Genomic DNA, 18991 nt, shown 5'->3' on the forward strand with positions numbered 1-18991 from the left:
GTAGTTAATGGAGACCCCAAAATCATTCTAACAGTCTAAAACAACTGAATGAGTGATGCTTATCATGCTTTTGTTAAACAACTTTGGGCCAGTTGCTGGTGGCTTTCCTGCCAGCGCTCGCGCCAAGATTTTTCTATCAGCTGTTCTGATATCAGTAGTGCTAAGACGCCCGGTTCTGCGGTTTGTAATAACACATTTAAACGCGCTTCGGAGCGTTGCTGCTGTTGCTTGATCAAGTCACTCTCTTTTTGGTTCGAGATTACTGCAGTACGTCGCCAGGCATCGATATCTCGTAATTGACGGATCAGTTTGCTGAGAAGGAAATCGATCTTGCCATCAGGTTCTGCAGGCGCAATATCGCTGTAGGTCTCATAGAGGGCACCAATATTACGCAGAGACTCGAGTGCTAAAGGGATGTATTTCCAATCTTTAGTAAATTGCCAAGCTTCCAAATAACGCGGCCAAAGACCGAGTTCTTTTTGCAACAGAGTGCTGAAGCTTTGTTCTAGCGTGGTCGATTCATCGAATTCGGGTAGTTTACGGTGAACGTCATAGGTCTCTGGAGTGAGAAGACGATAGCCTCTTTGTGCTTTACTGATATCGCTAATGTAGAGAGGGACATGTTTCGCTAGATCTAATGCGAATTTGACCATCTCGGTCGCCTCGCCCTCCAGCAGTTCCAGCTCCAGCTCGCACAGAGGATCTTCTCGGCCATGAGCACTCACAGTGCCTTGGTCTAAAGCGATCTCGGCTTTTAGCACATTACCTTTGCTATCCAGGGTATCGAGTATCCACGTTGTACGGGTAAAGTCGGTGCTAAAAATTGGTGCAACTTGAGCATGGATATCCGGGTCTTGAAGGGCTTTAGGCCATTCTGCACTTTCAAGTAGTTCGTAATTTAATTCCGGCTGTTTAATCAGCCATTCCCACTCTTTGCGTGAGTGCATGCCTGCTTCAGAAGATCCGCTGCTTTTCAGTGTTTGAATCAGCTGTTCACCTTTACGTCGAATACGCAGAGCTACCCGGTGTTGAGTTAGTTGCTGATCGGGGGTGTCGTAATAGATGTTACCTAAGTGGTGGCTCCCCAATTCTCGAACTTGGGAGGAGCGGAACAGTGGTTGTAGTTTTAATGATTCCACATGATGCGGGCTTAAAGTTAGCTTTAGCTCTACTTCTAATGCCATCTCTGTTTTTTCTCTTTATAGGCTGCCATCTAAGTTTGCAGTCTAACGCACTAAGATAGGGCTTTAAATCACTCTTGCCGAGTAATGTTCAGATGGATGAATATTTGGCTTTTGTGCCGATTAAGCCTACAGTAGCCGTAATAGACCTAATCATTGAAAACTGCTTGTAGACTGACTGTGAACGACGACACTAAACAATACGTCAATTGGTTCCGCCACTCCTCTCCATATATCAATGCGCATCGGGGAAATACCTTTGTGCTGATGTTGAGTGGAGAAACTGTTGCTGATCCTAATTTTGCCAACATCGTGCATGACATCGCCTTGCTGAATAGCTTAGGTGTGCGTTTGATTTTGGTCTACGGGTCGCGACCACAGGTCGAAGAACAGCTTGCACAAAAGCAGTTAACGACACGTTTGCATCATCACCTTCGCGTGACCGATCAAGAAACTCTGACTTGTGTGATTCAGGCTTCCGCCATTGTGCGGGCTGAAATTGAAGCGAGATTGTCATTGGGCTTGCCGAATACGCCTATGGCAGGTGCGCGCATTAAGGTTGTTTCTGGCAACTTTGTGACTGCGAAGCCCGTTGGTGTTTTGGACGGCGTTGATATGGCTCATACGGGTGAAGTGCGTCGTCTAGATCATGATGCTATTACCCAGCAGTTGGATGATGGCAATATCGTTCTGCTTTCTCACTTAGGCTACTCACCAACAGGTGAAGTTTTTAACTTATCTGTTGAGGATGTGGCGACGGCTGCTGCCAGTGCTTTAGATGCTGATAAGTTGATTTTGTTTGGTGCGGATCAAGGTGTTTTGGATAGCTCGGGAAAATTGCGTAGCGAATTATTGACCCGCAAGGCTGAACGCTTGGTTGGGCAGTATCTATCTTCATTGGAAGATACAGACCAACCACATACGGAAATGTCGCGTCATTTAGAAGCCGCAGTTGCTGCTTGCCGCAAGGGTGTGCGTCGTTGTCATCTTATCAGTTATAAAGAAGACGGTGCTCTGCTTGGCGAGTTATTTACCCGTGATGGTTCGGGTACTATGGTGCTACAGGATTCCTACGAGCAGCTTCGTTCTGCAACGATTGAAGATGTAGGTGCGGTGTTAGAGTTGATCCAACCTTTAGAGCAGGATGGCACGCTGGTAAGGCGCTCGCGTGAAGTCTTAGAAAATGAGATCGAACGTTTCACGCTTATCGAACGCGATGGCGTGGTGATTGGCTGTGCTGCACTCTATCCGTTCCCTGAGGATCAGATGGCAGAGCTCGCTTGTGTGGTCGTTTCACCAGAATATAAAGGGGCTGAACGAGGCGATAAGCTACTCAAAGCGATTGAACAGCAAGCGCTGCAGCACAACCTTAAGCAGGTGTTTGTGCTGACAACTAAGACGGCTCATTGGTTTGTTGAGCGTGGTTTTGTCGAAACCCCTGTGGATAACTTACCGGGTGAGAAGAAAGCGCTGTTTAATCTCCAGCGCAATTCCAAAGTGTTTATGCTTAATCTTTAACTTGGGAAGTGAATCTTAAAGCAGGCTCCACCAAGTGGGGAGTCTTTCACTTCAAGCTGACCTTGGTAGCTACTGATAATATCGGTGGCTACCGATAAGCCAATCCCTTGTCCTTGAATTGACGTATCCAAGCGAGCGCCGCGTTGTAAAATGACTTGGCGCATCTCTGGTGTTACTCCGGGACCGTCATCACAGATGGTTATTTTTAACTCTCGATCAGATTGTGATGCAGAGATAGCAACCTGACTATGACCGTACTTAAACGCGTTTTCCATGATCATACCCAACACTTCCATGAGATCGCGTTCATCACCAAAGAAGGTCAGGTTTTCTGATAAAGATGTTTCAGTAACAACATTTTTATTTCGATAGACTTTGCCAAGCGCCGAGAGCATTCGTTCAATGATGGGCTCAACAGCGACCGCTTTACCGAGCGGCTTATTCTTGCTCTTCACGGCACGGCTCAACTGATACTGAACAATCTGATCCATGCGTTCCACTTGCTCAGAAACCAAAGACTGATAAGTATGTAGCTCGTGTTCCTCTAACTCAGCGCCGCGCATAACCGCAAGTGGGGTTTTTAGGCTATGGGCTAGATCCCCCAGTGTATTGCGATAGCGCTCTCGTTGCTTTCGCTCACTCTCAATTAAGCCGTTAAGGTTAGTGGTTATCGGTTCAACTTCATCAGGGTAAAGGCCTTTAAGTTTCTCTGCTTTACCAGCTTCAATCGCCTTAAGATCTTTAGCGAGTTGTCTTAATGGTGTTAAGCCCCAACTGAGGATGAAGGTTTGCGCCAATAGCGCAACGAGGAAAATGATGCCAAGCCAAGCCGTTAACTGTTGGTTATAAGCTTGGATATCGCTAATCACGAGATCATCTGATTCCATTACAGTAAACAGAAATGACTTTTCTTTGCCTGTTGTTTCCCAAATGATGCGTAGTTGGAATCGGTAGAGTTGTGCCTCTTCCAAATGTTCAAACCTCGGCTCGCCGGTGGTTAATCCGCTAAGATTTATCACTTCAGAAAGCTGAGGGTCGTCTAGAAGTACCGATGATAGAGAGCGCCAGAGGATATTGCCCTCTTGATCATGTATAGCGGCATATAGACCGGAATTAATCTGATCGTAGCGAGGTTCCTGCAATCGATCCGGGAAGAGGATGTGATCTTCTTTGAGTTCCACTGCACCAAGCAGCAGGTAAACCTGTAGCTGTAAACGGTCTCTTACCGAGTTTTCTAAACTGCTGTGGTAAGCCTTACTCAAGGCTAACCCTGCAATAAAAAGAACGATTGGAAGAATGACTGCTGATGCAATCAACAGTCGCCCCTGCAATGACTGCAGGGGAGATCGAATATTCACGAACTATCCTTAGTCGCTAGGCTGATCAGCTGTGAGGGCAAAGCGATAGCCGAGCCCACGGACGGTAGTAATTGGTTGTAACTCTTGATCTGGATCCAGTTTCTGACGCAAACGACGGATAAATACTTCTAGTACATTACTGTCGCGGTCGAAGTCCTGATGGTACAAGTGCTCAGTTAGCTCGCTCTTCGAAATAGTCTTGCCTGTGTTCAGTACCAAGTATTCGAATGTACGATACTCGTAACTTGTTAGCTTAACTGGTTCGCCGTTGCGGTAAACAACGCGGCCCGTGGTATCGATTTTGAGCGGGCCAAATTCAAGCACAGGTTTCGAGTGACCTGCTGCTCTGCGTAACAAAGCGTTTAGACGCGCATGCAGCTCTTCCATGTGGAAGGGCTTAACCAAGTAATCATCTGCACCTGCTTCTAAACCTTCTACTTTATCTTGCCAGTCGCCACGGGCCGTCAGAATAATAATTGGAAACTCTTTACCTTCTGCTCGCCATTTCTTGATCACATCAATGCCAGAAAGCTTTGGTAGACCGAGGTCAACAATAGCGAGGTCATATGGGTATTCCTGCCCCATATACAGCGCTTCTTCACCATCAGCGGTTTCTTCAACTGTGTAGTTGTTACCCTCTAAGGCAGTCGTCAATTGGCGGCGTAGATCTGGATCGTCTTCAACAACAAGTAACTTCATTGTATTTAAACTCCTTATTCGGGGGTAATAACAGCGCCGCTTTTGGCGTCGATCAAGACATCTTTTACATGCCCTTCTTTAACGAGGCGAATTTTAAAAACAGCACGCCCCTTAAATTCAGTGGTCTCTGTTTTTATTACTTTACCACCGCTTGCTTCAATCGCGGCGGTCATAGCTTGCTTGAGCGTTAATGGCGACTCGTCTGCCATCGCTACGGATGCCAGGCCAGTCAGAAGGCTTAGCAAAATTACAGCATGTTTAATTTGCTGCTTGAACATGTAGGAAAACCTCATTGGTGCAGGTCGCTATTCAGATTACACAAACAATAGAATATTAAGCCTTAATATCTGACTCTCGGAAGAATACAGGATGGACCGATTGTTCATTAGTTTCTAAGTATCCCGTACTATGGAATTGATAGTAAATAGTTCGTGTGACCAGATAAATTACTTATCTAGAGAATCTATAGCCTAGCTTACGGGCGCGAAACTGTATCGTAAGTGAATGGTATTCTGTGGGGAAGGCTTCCCCACAGAACTTTCCCAGAGAGAAATCGAGTTTTTGGAAGCGGATCAGTCTTTCTTTTGTTTTTCTTTTAATTGTCTAACGGAAAGAATGACAAAGCGAACGTTGTAAGCCATACCTATCGCAAGCGCGATTGCTGCAGTAACAATGAATATCTGGCCTAGGGAAGGGATTTTGAAAAACCAGCCCACCCACAAGCAGATAATGCTGATGATGGCGATAGGAACGCCTGATTTGATGAAGAGTTGCATCCACTTGTCAGAGCGAATCTCTTTTTTATCTAAGTTGGACATGATTAACCTCTAACACAACTAAGCTGCCAAGATTAGAGTGCGGGCTTCGACTCTGCAAGGGGCGGAACATGCATAATTTTAATCTATTGGTCGGATTAGCCCCGTGCAATTTGGTAACGCATTTCGTGGTATATGCTGTTGCGAACAAAGCAATATTGGAACGACGGTTTTCGCAACGGTTCTGTTATACTCGATAACTAAGCAAAATTATTACAAACAAGGGTCATTGAAATGCCACAATATCGCTCAAAGACATCGACGGCAGGTCGTAATATGGCGGGTGCACGTGCTTTATGGCGTGCTACAGGTATGAAGGATGAGGATTTCCATAAGCCAATTATTGCTGTGGCAAACTCATTTACTCAGTTTGTTCCAGGTCACGTACACCTGAAAGACATGGGACAGCTGGTTGCTCGCGAAATTGAAAAGGCGGGTGGTGTTGCTAAAGAATTCAATACTATCGCAGTTGATGATGGTATCGCGATGGGTCATGACGGCATGCTTTACTCTTTGCCATCTCGTGACATTATTGCTGACTCTGTTGAGTACATGGTAAATGCACACTGTGCAGATGCGATTGTTTGTATCTCTAACTGTGACAAGATCACACCGGGCATGCTAATGGCGTCTATGCGCCTGAATATCCCAGTAATTTTTGTTACTGGCGGCCCAATGGAAGCGGGTAAAACTAAACTGGCTGAGCACAAGCTAGATCTAGTTGACGCTATGGTACTTGCAGCAGATCCAAATGCATCTGACGAAGAAGTTGATGCAGTAGAGCGTTCTGCGTGTCCTACTTGTGGCTCTTGTTCTGGTATGTTCACAGCGAACTCTATGAACTGCTTGGCAGAGGCCCTAGGTCTTGCACTTCCTGGTAATGGTACTGTAGTTGCAACTCACGCTGATCGTGAAAACTTGTTCCTCGAAGCGGGTCGTACCATTGTAGATTTGGCTAAACGCTACTACGAGCAGGACGATGAATCAGTTCTTCCGCGCTCTGTTGGTTTTAAAGCGTTTGAAAACTGCATCACACTTGATATCGCTATGGGCGGATCGACGAATACGATCCTTCACTTGCTGGCGATTGCGCAGGAAGCTGAGATTGATTTCACAATGGACGATATTGATCGTCTATCCCGTGTAGTGCCTCAGCTATGTAAAGTGGCGCCAAATACACCTGATTACCACATTGAAGATGTTCACCGTGCTGGTGGCATTATGGGGATTTTGGGTGAGCTTGATCGTGCCGGTAAGCTACACACAGATGTGCCAACGGTTCATGCTCCGACGATGAAAGATGCACTGGATAAGTGGGATATCATGCGTAACCCAACTCCTGAAGTATTGGAGTTTTATCGTGCTGGTCCTGCAGGCATCCCAACTCAGACAGCATTTAGTCAATCTACTCGCTGGCCAACACTAGATGGTGACCGTGAGAATGGTTGTATCCGTTCATTAGAGAATGCGTTCTCTTTGGAAGGTGGTCTTGCTGTATTGAAAGGTAACATCGCGCTAGATGGCTGTGTGGTTAAATCTGCTGGTGTAGACGAGTCTATCCTTGTTTTTGAAGGCCCTGCACACATTACAGAATCTCAAGATGAAGCGGTTCAGAATATTCTTGATGATAAAGTAGTGGCGGGCGAAGTTGTTATCGTACGTTACGAAGGCCCTAAAGGTGGCCCGGGTATGCAGGAGATGCTTTACCCAACCTCTTACATCAAGTCTAAAGGCCTAGGTAAAGCCTGTGCATTGCTGACTGACGGTCGTTTCTCTGGTGGTACTTCTGGTCTGTCGATCGGCCATGTTTCTCCAGAAGCTGCAGCGGGTGGTGCAATCGGTCTGGTTCGTAACGGCGATATTATCCGTATCGATATCCCTAACCGAACAATTGATGTGTTGCTTTCTGATGAAGAGCTAGCAGAACGCCGTGCAGAGCAAGATAAGCTTGGCTGGAAACCTGTTGAGCCACGTCCACGTAAGGTGTCTGCTGCACTGAAAGCATTCGGTATGTTGGCAACATCAGCTGATAAAGGTGCTGTTCGAGATCTTTCTAAGCTGGAAAAATTATTCTAAATACGTGTCGTTATTTTAGAGATAAAAAGGCAGCTTAGGCTGCCTTTTTTGTGTCTAACTAGATGTAATAAATGTCCTTAGCTAAGAAAAGATTAGTTGAGAAAGCTAGTGCCTGCTTGCCACAGTAATCGTAATGCTAGAATTGTAATAACGGTTTTGAAAAGCATTTTAAACTGCTTTTCTGGAATGCGGTTGAGCATTTTAAGCCCAAGCCAAGTGCCTATCATACCGCCTAAAATCATCAGTAAGATTAACGGTAACCACTGCCAAAACGCAAAACCTACAAAAGAAAATACAAATATCTTGAGTAAGTGCTGCATGCTCATGCAGGTAGCGAAATTAGCGGTGCTGCTGTGCTTGTCGTAATTTTGCCTATGCACTAAACCGGCTACAAGAGGACCAGTCGCGCCGACAAATATAGATGCGAATGTTGTGCCTGCGCCCGCTACGATGAGGCCGTTTCTGCTCATCTGATGCGTACCGGGTTTTGGTCCCCAGACTAGAAAAAGAATAAATAGAGCAACGGAAATTTGGATAAACGTCAGGGGTAGCTGTACTACGATGAGTGAGGCTAGTGCCGAGCCAATTAGAGCGCCGATACTAAAGCTGATCACCATCTCCCAGTCGATATGCTGTCGAGTGACAATTGCACGATTACCATTGGAGCCTAGCTGGACAAGGCCATGAACCGGTATCAGAGCTGAAGCGGGTAGAAAGGAGGCGAGAATTACCAGCAGCAGAACACCGCCACCAATCCCCATGGCGGCAGTAATAAATGAAGTTCCTGCTGCCGCAAAGATAAGCAGCAGGGTGAGTTCGATATTTTCAAGAATAGGCAAGAATAAGCCTATTATTTGTCACTTAGGGATTGCATCACTTGTTGCGACCAATTCAAACTGTGCCGGTATGCAACTTCATAATATTGTTGATCCAGTAATAGATCGATCTGCTCAAAGTCACCTTCTTCGTATTTGCTAACCTGTTCTAAAATCTGGCCAAGTTGACCTTCATAATTAATCAGTGCAGCTTTAACATCATTTTGTAAAGGTACTTGCTCTAGTAATTCAGGCAGTTCCATATCCAACAAAACATCCAGTTTTGAAAATAACCCTGTTATAAAGTTATTGATAGGTTGGTCCCGGCCAAGCATCTCTGCAAGGAGTTCACACATTCGGCCGCGGATAAGCATACTGCGAGTTAATTCGACAGGTTTCTCTTGAGTATCTGTTACGAGGAACAAGCTAACCCATTTACGGATCTGTTCAAAGCCAAGTAGGCTAATGGCGTGGGAGAGAGATTCTATTTCGCGATTAAGATTAAATGCAGCTGAATTTACAACTCTTAAGATCCTATAAGTCAGTAGAGGGTCATTAATGACCAGTTGCTCTACAGATTGAGCCGTGGCTGTCGGGCTTTGAAGCTCAACCATCATCTGTAAGAGGAGCATCTTACTGCTACCCAATTTTTTCCCTTTAACTGGTTCGGGTTTGCTTAAAAAGTAGCCTTGGAAAAGAGAGAAGCCAAGCTCATAGCATTTTCTGAACTCTTCTTGTGTTTCAACTTTATCCGCTAATAGCTCTAAATGGTAAGGACGTAGCTTCTTAGCCAGTTCAGGAATGGATTCCGTGGGAATAGATTGGATATCCATCTTAAGTATGTGGACTAAATTTAAAAGAGGATCAAACTTAGGGTCTGGCTTGTAATCTGAGAGAGCCAGTCTGTAACCCAATTGATTAAGTTCTCTTACTCTTTCTATAAATTCTGGAGAAATCTCAGAATGGCCAAGAACTTCAAGTACAAAGTGTTCCTTGGGAAGTTCAGGGAAATGCTCAGACATGATGGTTTTGTCTGTTAGCTTAATATAGCAAGGTAGAGATCTGACTTCCCCTTCCTGACATATGCTAGCGTAGGTATTTAGAATGACCGAAGAGGTTGCTAAGTGATCGCTGAACTTGCGTTCAGTTGCTTCATCATCCCCTCTATATAGAAGGGCATATGCAACAACATCCTGACTTTTATTAAAAACAGGTTGTCTTGCCAGTAACAGATCTAATGACTCTTCAGTATCGATTTCGCCGCTCATTGTCCTCTCCGAACCTCCGAATTGTCTCTGAGGCTTATTTTTTTAGGAATCCGCGTGATTGTAGAAAAGAAAGCATATGAGGGCGAGCCTCTTTTTGTAGCATTCCGGAGATTTGTTCGCTCCAAGTCATATCTTTTTGGCCACCGGTGCGACTCATATAATACGCTTGAATATCTCTGTCATATTCAGCAATCAATTCTTGGTCTTGGCTATCATTATATTGATCCTGCTTGAGAACCACATCCAATGGTAAACGAGGTTTCACTTCAGGGTCTTGATCAGGGTCACCAATGCACATGCCAAATACGGGGTAGACCAGTTCAGGCAGGTTTAATGTGTCGGAAACCAGATCAATCTTATTCCGTAAACCGCCAATATAAACTACGCCCAGTCCTTCAGATTCGGCTGCTATCGCAACGTTTTGGGCAAATAGTCCGCAATCGACAGTGGCCGTAATAAATTGCTCGGTAAATCCAGATAGCATCTCCGCATCGTGCATCTCGCAACTTAGTTGATGGCGCTTCATATCTGCACAGAAGACTAGGAAGCTCGGCGCCTCTCTTACATAGGTTTGATTACCTGCCCATTCTGCAAGTGATGCACGTTTTTCTGAATCATTTACTTGGATGACGGTGCAAGCTTGTATAAAGCTCGAAGTGGCTGCTGCTTGGCCTGCTTGAATAAAACGATTGATCTGTTCTTGGCTCACAGGTTTATCAGTGAACTTTCGGATAGAACGATGTGCGTTAAGAAGTTGGATAACCTGATTCATAGCAGCCCTTCGATAAAAATTTTAAGCTTGAGTTGTATCACAGCCATGGTTTTAGCAGAAGGGTGGTAGCGGATTAACTTTAGCTATAGGTTGGAATATGTTTTCCTTGAACTATCGCGTTAAGCTTAGGTCTATCAATAAGTTAGGCTAAATCAAAAACTTGAATCAAGGTTACTCCTGTAAATGAGTAAAGCTTTCACTCTATTAATCTTTTGTAAGCAGCCTCGTATTGGGCAGGGTAAGCAACGTATTGCGGCCTCACTAGGTGCTGAAACCACTTTTGAAATTGCTAAGGCTTTGTTGCAATGTGCACTCGAGGATGCGCAAGCTTGGTCAGGTAAGGTAGTTCTGTCTCCCGCGTCTGTTGATGAGGTTGAGTGGGCAGAGGGATTGATGGACGGTGAGCACGTTCAGGTGGTTCCACAGCCATCGGGTAATCTTGGCGACAGAATAAATGCAGTTGATCAACGTTTGAGAGAGCAAGGTCATCAAAACATAGTGACTATCGGTACAGATGCACCAATTTTAACCTTGGATCTTCTTCAGCAGGTTTGCCATAAGATGGCTGATTATGATGTTGTTTGCAGTAAAGCCGAAGACGGAGGTGTCACCGTGATGGCTTCAGGGCGGGCATGGCCGGATATCGAAGCTCTGCCTTGGAGTACTGAGCATTTAGCGCAAGGGCTTGAAGAGTGTTGTTTAGATGCCGGGCTGTCAGTGGGCTATATCGCACCGACTTATGATATTGATCTTGAAGCAGACCTGATTCGATTGAACGAGGATCTTAAATCGGATCAGCGAACAGCAAGGCAAGCATTACTGCAGTTGATAGCGCCTATAGTGAATAACAGGATGGTTACAAGTTAGGAATAAACAGGTCATATATGCAGCGTATCCATACAGAAAATTGGTATAAGACCCCGCAAGGTGAGGCGCGGGGCTATATCGACCCTTTTACTTTACGTGAATTATGGTTTCACACTGGCACCGCATGCAATTTGCAGTGCCCTTTTTGCTTAGAAGGTTCAGCTCCAGGCGATAAACGTTTGGAACTGGTTAAGTTTGAGGATGTGAAGCCTTATATCGATGAAGCTCTGGAGCTTGGTGTTGAGCAGTTTTCATTTACCGGAGGTGAGCCGTTTCTAGCTAAACAGCTGATCAAAATATTAGCGTATGCCTCCCAGTTTAAGCCTTGCCTTGTTTTAACAAATGGGACTGAAGCTATTCAAAAACGTATGGCTGAGGTTGCGACATTAAGTCAGTCGAACTATCCCGTTAGCTTTCGGGTTAGCCTAGATAAGCCTACAGCAGCAGAGCATGATGCGGGGCGCGGTGAGGGTAACTTTGTCAGCGCCCTTAACGGCCTAAAGCAGCTTTATGATTTAGGGTTTCATATTTCTGTCGCTCGGCATATGGATAAAGAGGAAGATAAAGCGTCGGTTGATGATGCATTTAAAGCACTCTTTGTTGAATACGGTTTGCCGCGCGATCTTAATTTGGTCGCATTCCCTGACTTTGCCGCACCGGGGAGCCTTCCTCAGGTGCCTCAGGTAACTACAGCATGTATGACCAGTTACCAAACGGAAGAGAGCCGTAAAGATTTTATGTGCGCTTTTAGCAAAATGGTGGTGAAGAAAAATGGTCAGATGCGAGTCTATGCTTGTACGCTGGTGGATGATGACGAAGAGTACGATTTGGGCGGTAGCTTAAGAGAAAGTTTAGAGCACCGAGTAAGCATGAAGCATCATCGCTGTTATAGCTGTTTTGCTTACGGTGCGTCTTGTAGTGAAGGATAAGGAGCGAGTGTGTTAGGAATCATTGGTGGTACAGGTATATATCAGTTAGAAGGGTTAGAAGTTACGGGAGAGCATGAGATAGAGACGCCTTTTGGTTCCCCTTCTGCCCCTATTCTGCAAGGCCGGATGGGTGAAAGGGATCTGTTGTTCCTACCACGTCACGGTCGTCGTCATGAGTTACTGCCCTCAGAAGTGAATTACCGTGCAAATATCTGGGCTCTAAAGAAGCTTGGTGTAACCCAAGTGATCGGTTTATCCGCTGTCGGCAGTCTGCAAGAAGAGATAAAGCCGGGTGACCTGTCGTTGCCGGATCAATACTTTGATTTTGTAAAAGGTAACCGCGAGAAGAGCTTTTTTGGTAATGGGTTAGCAGCCCATGTTTCTACAGCTGAACCTACCTCTAAACCTCTAGCTGATGCGCTTGAAAAAGCGGGTGAATCGGTAGGTATTTCCCTGCATCGAAATAAAACTTATGGCTGTGTAGATGGGCCGCGATTAGGTACCAGAGCAGAGAGTTTTTTCTTGCGAGGCGCGGCGGCCTGTGACTTAGTTGGGATGACCAACGTGCCAGAGGTGTTTTTAGCAAAAGAAGCGCAGATCAGTTATTGCACTATTGCTATAGCAACTGATTATGACTGCTGGATGGATGATCCTGCACATCATGTGAGTGTGGAGCAGGTGATTGCCCGTTATGGTGCAAGCTTAGAAAAAGCAAAGGCGGTACTCACAGCCTTTATTAATAGCCCAGAAGAGGCGTTTGATTGTGATAGCCGCAGCAGTTTGGCATCTGCTGTATTAACACCGCGAGATAGCTTGGGCCAATCCCAGAAAGAGCTGTTGGAACTGTTGAGTGCCTAAGCCTTTCCTCTCAGTCATTATTCCTGTGGGGCCTGCTGAAGAAGAGGTCCCTCAGGGATTGTTGCAAGACTTACAACACCTCCCTGACGGAGCTGAGCTGATTTTTGTAGTGTGTAAACAAGCGCAACTCGCTTTAGCTCAGAGTTGCACCTCTCTATCAAATTACTCGGTAAAGTGGTTATGCACTGAGTCTGGTCGAGCTATACAGATGAATCTAGGAGCACAAGAGGCTGGGGGACAATATCTTTGGTTTCTTCACTTAGATAGTCGATTCGAAAGCGGTTTAGTTTCCAGCTTATTGGAAAATTTAAATCGATACCCTGAGAGACTGCATTATTGTTCACTCGCTTTTATTGCTGATGGGCCCTCTAGGATGTCTATCAATGCGCTTGGTGCGAACCTCAGGTCTCGGCTTTTGGGAGTGCCCTTTGGCGATCAGGGCTTTTTAATTTCAAAGCTCTTATTTGAAGAGGTAGGAGGGTATCCAGAGGCTGCCGCTTATGGCGAAGATCACTTGTTCGTTTGGTATGCGCGTCAACAAGGCATAAAACTGAAATGTTGTTCAGTTCCTCTATCTACCAGTGCGCGTAAATATGAAGATAAAGGCTGGTTTAAAATCACCTGCCTTTATCAGAGGTTATGGTTACAACAGGCCTGGCCTGAATTTATCAAATTAGTAAAACAGCGTTACTTTTGACCACGTTCCCAGCGGTGAAATTTCGCTACCCAGTCTAGTAGTTTTTGTGGAGCGTTTGCTCGCTTCCATTCACCAGCCGCATACTTGTTCGCCTCGCTCATAGTCGGGTAAATATGAATGGTACCTAGAATTTTATTTAGGCCTAAGCCATGCTTCATGGCGGTGACAAATTCAGTGATAAGTTCGCCAGCGTGTGGCCCTACGATAGTTGCCCCAAGGATTTTATCTTTGCCCGGCACAGTTAGTACCTTGACCTTACCGTGATTGTCACTGTCGGCTATTGCTCTATCTAACTCTTCAAGGTCAAAGCTGGTGACTTCGTAAGCAATATTCTGTTCTTTAGCTTCTAACTCGTTCAAACCCACACGTGCGACTTCTGGATCGGTGAAAGTTGCTGCGGGGATTACCGAGTAGTCAACCTTAAACTTCTTGAAACGACCGAACAGAGCATTTACTGCTGCATACCAAGCTTGATGAGCTGCGGCGTGTGTGAACTGGTATGGGCCTGCTACGTCACCACAAGCATAGATATTCGGGTATTTTGTTTGTAAGTACTCGTTTACTTCTAGAGTTCCGTCAGCTTTGGTTTGTATGTCTAAATTTTCTAAGCCAAAGCCGTTCACATTAGCTTGTCGCCCTGTCGCTACCAAAAGTTGATCAAATGGAATCTCTTCCATCTGGCCTTTATGTTCGCAAATAAGGTATTTGCTTCCCTCTCGTTCAACAAACTCCAACATTTTGCGATTGCCTAACACATTGATGCCTTCCTGATCAAAGCGCTGACTAACCCAGTCAGAGATGTCTTTGTCCTCTTTAGGCATAATGTGATCGCCACGTAAAACGATGCTCACTTCAGAACCAAAACGAGCAAAGCATTGACTTAATTCGCAGCCTATTGGGCCGCCGCCGAGTACTAACAGCCGTTTAGGTAATTCGCGTATCTGCCACAGATTATCTGAAGTCAGTGGCTGCATGGCTTCTATGTTTTTGATCGCAGGGATACGTGGTCTAGCGCCTGTGGCAATGACAATATTTTTGGTCGTAATGATCTCTCCGTTTACGACCACTTCATAGGGGTTAAGAATGGTTGCGCTGCCGGTCACGCAATCGACGCCTAATCCTGTATAGCGTTCAATCGAGTCATGAGGTTCCACTTGTTCAACGACTTTGGATACTCGCTCCATAACATCAGCGAAATTGAACTTTACCTCGCTGTGCTCAATGCCATATTCCTGACTACGTTTGCTATCTGCTACAAAGCGAGCGGAACGAATCAGAGCTTTAGAGGGCACGCAGCCGGTATTGAGACAGTCACCTCCCATCTTGTGCTTTTCAACCAAACTGACTTTGGCTTTTACTGCTGCTGCAATGTAAGAGGTGACTAGTCCGGCAGAACCAGCTCCTATAACAACAATATTAGTGTCGAATGTAGAAGGCTTTTGAATACCGGCATAGACCTGCTTTGCTTTAAGTAGATCGATAACTTTCTTGGCGATCAGTGGAAATAAACCTAATAAAGTAAATGACAGTAGGATTTTTGGAGACAAAATATCCGAGAGCGATTCTAACTGGCCGAGTTGTGTACCCGCGTTGACATAAACGGTAGTCCCCGCCAGCATGCCGACCTGACTTACCCAATAGAATGTCCAAGTCTTAATTGGGGTTAGGCCCATACCTAGGTTGATCATAAAGAAGGGGAAAATCGGCACTAATCTCAAGGTAAAGAGGTAGAAAGCACCTTCTTTTTCCATGCCGGTATTAAAAGACTGTAACTGCTTACCAAAACGGTTTTGAATACTGTCACGAAATAGAAAGCGAGAGCATAGAAAAGCTAAAGTTGCACCGATGGTACTGGCGAAAGATATGATGAGTAAGCCGGTAACGAGTCCAAATAGTGCACCGCCAATCAGCGTCATAATGGCTGCACCGGGTAATGACAGCCCTGTAACGAGCACATACAGTCCAAAAAAGATCGCTACTGTCTTGATCGGGTTCTCAGCGTAATACTGTTCGAAGCTCGTTTGATTACTTTTGATAAAGTCCAAATTTAAGTATTGGGCCAGATCAAATATAAAAAAGGCCGCAATTGCACTTAGGATAACGAGGAGTAGAGGTAGCTTTTTCATCAATAATATCTACTTAAATTCAGAAGCTTCTAGGACAGATATAAAATAGGAAAGTTTCATTTTCCTTAGGGAGCCTACGAATAAGTCTAATACTTTCTCAGTGGGCTATAAAACGACCAGATACGCGAAAGCCAGCGCAGTGAAATGTCTAGACCTTTTCAAGTTGGCTGACAAAGTAGATGGTCGTTTTAGACCCCACCCTCTGGGGCTCGCAGAGCAACTGAATCACTTTGTTAATGATTTTCGACAGGCAACCAGCATGCCTGTAATCATTGCCTCGTGCTTCAATTGCTCTGTAAGCCTAAGTCGTATAGGACTTGTTCGCAGGCTCCCTATGTATCTTAGGAGTAAATCAATGATATGAATAAATCAGCTTATGTTAAACTGCGCCTTAATCCGTTGTTTTAAATTGTAGAAAAGGCTCTGTGCCTTTTGAGCCTAAACGGTAGCGTATTGATCCTGTTTAGGCTATTGAGATGCATCTAACCTTATGAAATTAGTCGTAAATCCAAATTGTCAGCGCTTTAGTTCGATTTTGAAAGATGTGCCTGCTTTGTTTGATAGCAGTGATACATCCATTCATAAAGCCCGGAATGAATTAAAGATAGTTGATTGCTTAGATGAATCATTGGTCTTGAAATCTTTCAAAGTGCCGAACTTACTAAGGCGTTGTATCTATACGTACCTTAGGCCGAGTAAAGCTGAAAAATCTTATCAGAACTCTCTGTTATTGGGTGACTTTACGCCAACACCTGTTGCCTATGTTGAGTACTTTGACGGTGGCTTAATTTCTAATAGTTATTTTGTCAGTGAGCATTACGCGTATGATTTTACGATCCGTGAGCCGTTACTGGACTTGGATTTTCCGGATCGACCTGAAGTGTTTAAGGCATTCGCGAAGTTCTCTTTAGCGCTGCACGATGCTGGGTTTTTCCACAAAGATTATTCGCCGGGTAATATCTTGATCCGAAAACTCGCTGATGGTGGGTATGAGTTTAAGATTGTTGATGTTAATCGCATGCTAAAACTTGAGCTCGATAACGAAATGCGAGCACGGGGTTTTGAAAAACTCTGGGCGAGAGACGAAGATTTAGATGTGATTGCAAAAGAGTACGCTCAACATAGCACTGTTCCTGATGATTTTGCAGAGCAGGTAAAGCTCTTTTCTAACAAGAATAAACGCTTTAAGAACTTCAAGAAGCGCTTAAAAGGTAAGCCCGTTAATGACTAATATCGACCATATATCATGCGTTATTATCGTTAAAAATGGCGCAGAAACTATTGTTCCTGTTTTGGAAGCTTTGGCCTGTTTTACCGATGTGGTGATCTATGACAATGGATCGGATGATGGTACACAATCACTGGTGTCCAACTTCGAGAATGTAAATTTGGTCGAAGGGCCATTTTTAGGTTTTGGTGAAACGAAACAGCGTGCTGCTAGTTATGCTAAGCATGACTGGGTATTGTCATTGGATGCGGATGAAGTGCTTGCAGATGAGTTTATCTCTGCATTGGCACAACGCTCATTAGACTCTGATAAGGTGTATTCAATTACGCGCAGTAACTTTTACAAAGAGCGTGAAGTTAAGCATTGTTGGGGTAAGGATGTGATCGTGCGTCTGTATGATCGTACCAAGACCAACTTTAATAGCAGTAAAGTGCATGAGCTTGTTGTCACCGAAGGCTTCGAAGTCGAAAACCTAGCAGGTACCGTTCGTCACTATCCTTATCAGAATATCTCTCAGTTCATTGTTAAGCTTGATAAGTACTCCTCTCTTTTTGCAGAAGATAAGCAAGGCATAAAGAAGTCTTCGCCGCTTAAAGCTAGCTTGAATGGCATTTATTCGTTCTTTAAAACCTATTTCTTAAAGCGTGGTTTTATGGATGGGTCTGCAGGATTGATTATCGCCTTTTCACATATGGCGACGAATTTTTATAAATATATGAAGCTGTATGAGCTGAATAAAGCAGCCAAAGACAGTAGCGGTAGGGTAGAGAGCGCCAATGACAACTAGTGTCTTAATTACTCGCCACGACAAGATTGGCGATTTTGTTGTTGCTCTGCCGATGTTCCAATGCCTAAAGGCAGCTAGACCAGAGCTGCGCTTGGTTGCTTTAGTGTCTAAGATAAATCTCAGTTTAGCGCAGCAGTTACCGTATATTGATGAGGTGATTGAGTATCAGCCTGATAATCTTGGGGCTACTTTAACGGCGGTTAAAAAGGCAAACTGCTCCGTAAGTATCTCTGCGTTTATCGATTCTCAATTAGGTTTTCTTTTATGGCGAGCGGGCATTCCTAAGCGCATAGGACCGGCGACTAAACTGGCGCAGATCTGGTTTAACTGTCGAGTTAAGCAGCGTCGCAGTCAGGTGAAAAAAACAGAGTTTGCTTATAACTTAGATCTTCTAAAAGCGTTTGATAGTCAAATCGAAACGGGTATACAGGCGCCTTTGTTTGGCTTTTCTAAGGCTGATTCAATTCGGGCTCTGGAAGCATTCAATGCGCAATATCAGTTAGAGAGTGACCTCCCTATAGTTGCTTTTCATCCGGGTAGTGGTGGGAGTACAGATGGTAATCTAACGCTGCAAGATTATATCCGGCTAGCTCAAGCAGTGATTAAACAGAACAAACGCCGGGTCGTGTTTACCTTTGGCCCTGATGATGAATCGTTAATTGCTGAAGCCGAGGTGGCACTGGGAGATCAGGTAGTTTTGCACCGATCGCAGGGTAGCGTTTATGACTTTGCTCTGCTGTTAAGTAACTTCTCTTTGTTTGTCAGTACGTCGACGGGCCCCATGCATTTAGCCGCTGGGTCTAATCTTAAAACTATATCCTTCTTCGGTGATGTAAAGGTTGCTTCTCCGGCTCGATGGGCTTCGGTCAATCAACCTGAAAACCAACACAACTTTACTGTCCCGCAAGACTATTCGGACAAGCTGTACTCTGCAATCGAAGAAGAGCTACTTCAATTAACGGAGCAGGTTTAAAACTATGTGTTTAGAAGGAGAGCG

General features: G+C 44.9%; 18 protein-coding genes. 9 read left to right on the forward strand and 9 right to left on the reverse strand.

Going from position 1 to position 18991, the window contains the following annotated elements; translation table 11 throughout:
• Window positions 1–62: 62 nt before the first annotated feature.
• Complete coding sequence (locus tag ACMXYR_RS01115; protein ID WP_415902582.1) at window positions 63–1184, reverse strand: inorganic triphosphatase; 1122 nt, start codon at window positions 1182–1184, stop codon at window positions 63–65.
• A 177-nt stretch (window positions 1185–1361) separates the two neighbouring features.
• Here ACMXYR_RS01115 and argA point away from each other — a divergent pair, with 177 nt between their 5' ends.
• Complete coding sequence (gene argA / locus ACMXYR_RS01120) at window positions 1362–2699, forward strand: amino-acid N-acetyltransferase (RefSeq protein WP_415902583.1); 1338 nt, start codon at window positions 1362–1364, stop codon at window positions 2697–2699.
• On the opposite strand, the gene ACMXYR_RS01125 is transcribed toward argA, so the two are convergent.
• The 4 genes from ACMXYR_RS01125 to ACMXYR_RS01140 all read right to left on the reverse strand — a co-directional run bounded on the left by ACMXYR_RS01125 (window position 2696) and on the right by ACMXYR_RS01140 (window position 5574).
• The gene (locus ACMXYR_RS01125; RefSeq protein ID WP_415902584.1) at window positions 2696–4057 is read right to left on the reverse strand and encodes an ATP-binding protein; all 1362 of its coding nucleotides are present in this window, start codon (window positions 4055–4057) and stop codon (window positions 2696–2698) included. The two genes, argA and ACMXYR_RS01125, sit on opposite strands and share 4 nt — an antisense overlap.
• A 9-nt stretch (window positions 4058–4066) precedes the next feature.
• Window positions 4067–4756 carry a response regulator transcription factor gene (locus ACMXYR_RS01130; protein ID WP_415902585.1) on the reverse strand — a complete coding sequence of 230 codons (690 nt, stop codon included), beginning with the start codon at window positions 4754–4756 and terminating at the stop codon, window positions 4067–4069.
• Window positions 4757–4770: 14 nt separating this feature from the next.
• The gene (locus ACMXYR_RS01135) at window positions 4771–5034 is read right to left on the reverse strand and encodes a PepSY domain-containing protein (protein WP_415902586.1); all 264 of its coding nucleotides are present in this window, start codon (window positions 5032–5034) and stop codon (window positions 4771–4773) included.
• A 294-nt stretch (window positions 5035–5328) separates the two neighbouring features.
• The gene (locus ACMXYR_RS01140; protein WP_415883180.1) at window positions 5329–5574 is read right to left on the reverse strand and encodes a hypothetical protein; all 246 of its coding nucleotides are present in this window, start codon (window positions 5572–5574) and stop codon (window positions 5329–5331) included.
• Between the two features lie 231 nt (window positions 5575–5805).
• Here ACMXYR_RS01140 and ilvD point away from each other — a divergent pair, with 231 nt between their 5' ends.
• Complete coding sequence (gene ilvD / locus ACMXYR_RS01145) at window positions 5806–7647, forward strand: dihydroxy-acid dehydratase (protein WP_415902587.1); 1842 nt, start codon at window positions 5806–5808, stop codon at window positions 7645–7647.
• Between the two features lie 92 nt (window positions 7648–7739).
• Here the strand turns inward: ilvD and ACMXYR_RS01150 are convergent, their stop codons facing one another.
• The 3 genes from ACMXYR_RS01150 to nfsA are packed head-to-tail and all read right to left on the reverse strand — an operon-like array spanning window position 7740 to window position 10502.
• Complete coding sequence (locus tag ACMXYR_RS01150; protein WP_415902588.1) at window positions 7740–8486, reverse strand: sulfite exporter TauE/SafE family protein; 747 nt, start codon at window positions 8484–8486, stop codon at window positions 7740–7742.
• An 11-nt stretch (window positions 8487–8497) separates the two neighbouring features.
• Window positions 8498–9730 carry an EAL and HDOD domain-containing protein gene (locus tag ACMXYR_RS01155; RefSeq protein WP_415902589.1) on the reverse strand — a complete coding sequence of 411 codons (1233 nt, stop codon included), beginning with the start codon at window positions 9728–9730 and terminating at the stop codon, window positions 8498–8500.
• 34 nt (window positions 9731–9764) lie between these two features.
• A complete protein-coding gene (nfsA, locus tag ACMXYR_RS01160) occupies window positions 9765–10502 on the reverse strand; it encodes an oxygen-insensitive NADPH nitroreductase (RefSeq protein WP_415902590.1) in 738 nt (245 codons plus the stop codon).
• A gap of 183 nt (window positions 10503–10685) precedes the next feature.
• On the opposite strand from nfsA, the gene ACMXYR_RS01165 reads away from it, so the two are divergent.
• The 4 genes from ACMXYR_RS01165 to ACMXYR_RS01180 all read left to right on the forward strand — a co-directional run bounded on the left by ACMXYR_RS01165 (window position 10686) and on the right by ACMXYR_RS01180 (window position 13853).
• Window positions 10686–11369: a TIGR04282 family arsenosugar biosynthesis glycosyltransferase gene (locus ACMXYR_RS01165; protein WP_415902591.1), complete on the forward strand. Its 684-nt coding sequence runs from the start codon at window positions 10686–10688 to the stop codon at window positions 11367–11369.
• A 17-nt stretch (window positions 11370–11386) separates the two neighbouring features.
• Complete coding sequence (locus ACMXYR_RS01170) at window positions 11387–12298, forward strand: radical SAM protein (protein ID WP_415902592.1); 912 nt, start codon at window positions 11387–11389, stop codon at window positions 12296–12298.
• Between the two features lie 9 nt (window positions 12299–12307).
• Window positions 12308–13156, forward strand: coding sequence for an MTAP family purine nucleoside phosphorylase (locus ACMXYR_RS01175; RefSeq protein WP_415902593.1), 849 nt, complete (start codon window positions 12308–12310; stop codon window positions 13154–13156).
• A gap of 208 nt (window positions 13157–13364) precedes the next feature.
• Window positions 13365–13853: a hypothetical protein gene (locus ACMXYR_RS01180; RefSeq protein ID WP_415902594.1), complete on the forward strand. Its 489-nt coding sequence runs from the start codon at window positions 13365–13367 to the stop codon at window positions 13851–13853.
• Here the strand turns inward: ACMXYR_RS01180 and lpdA are convergent.
• Complete coding sequence (lpdA, locus tag ACMXYR_RS01185) at window positions 13844–15979, reverse strand: dihydrolipoyl dehydrogenase (RefSeq protein ID WP_415902595.1); 2136 nt, start codon at window positions 15977–15979, stop codon at window positions 13844–13846. The two genes, ACMXYR_RS01180 and lpdA, sit on opposite strands and share 10 nt — an antisense overlap.
• A gap of 490 nt (window positions 15980–16469) precedes the next feature.
• Between lpdA and ACMXYR_RS01190 the strand changes: the two genes are divergently transcribed.
• The 3 genes from ACMXYR_RS01190 to ACMXYR_RS01200 are packed head-to-tail and all read left to right on the forward strand — an operon-like array spanning window position 16470 to window position 18967.
• Entirely contained in the window at window positions 16470–17210 is a 741-nt protein-coding gene (locus ACMXYR_RS01190; RefSeq protein ID WP_415902596.1) for a hypothetical protein, read from the forward strand.
• Window positions 17203–17994, forward strand: coding sequence for a glycosyltransferase family 2 protein (locus ACMXYR_RS01195; RefSeq protein WP_415902597.1), 792 nt, complete (start codon window positions 17203–17205; stop codon window positions 17992–17994). Before ACMXYR_RS01190 ends, ACMXYR_RS01195 begins: the two co-directional genes overlap by 8 nt.
• The gene (locus ACMXYR_RS01200; RefSeq protein ID WP_415902598.1) at window positions 17984–18967 is read left to right on the forward strand and encodes a glycosyltransferase family 9 protein; all 984 of its coding nucleotides are present in this window, start codon (window positions 17984–17986) and stop codon (window positions 18965–18967) included. The genes ACMXYR_RS01195 and ACMXYR_RS01200 overlap by 11 nt, the downstream gene beginning before the upstream one ends.
• The last annotated feature ends 24 nt before the right edge of the window (window positions 18968–18991 follow it).

It is taken from the genome of Neptuniibacter sp. QD29_5, assembly GCF_047778125.1.
Taxonomy (GTDB): Bacteria; Pseudomonadota; Gammaproteobacteria; order Pseudomonadales; family Balneatricaceae; genus Neptuniibacter.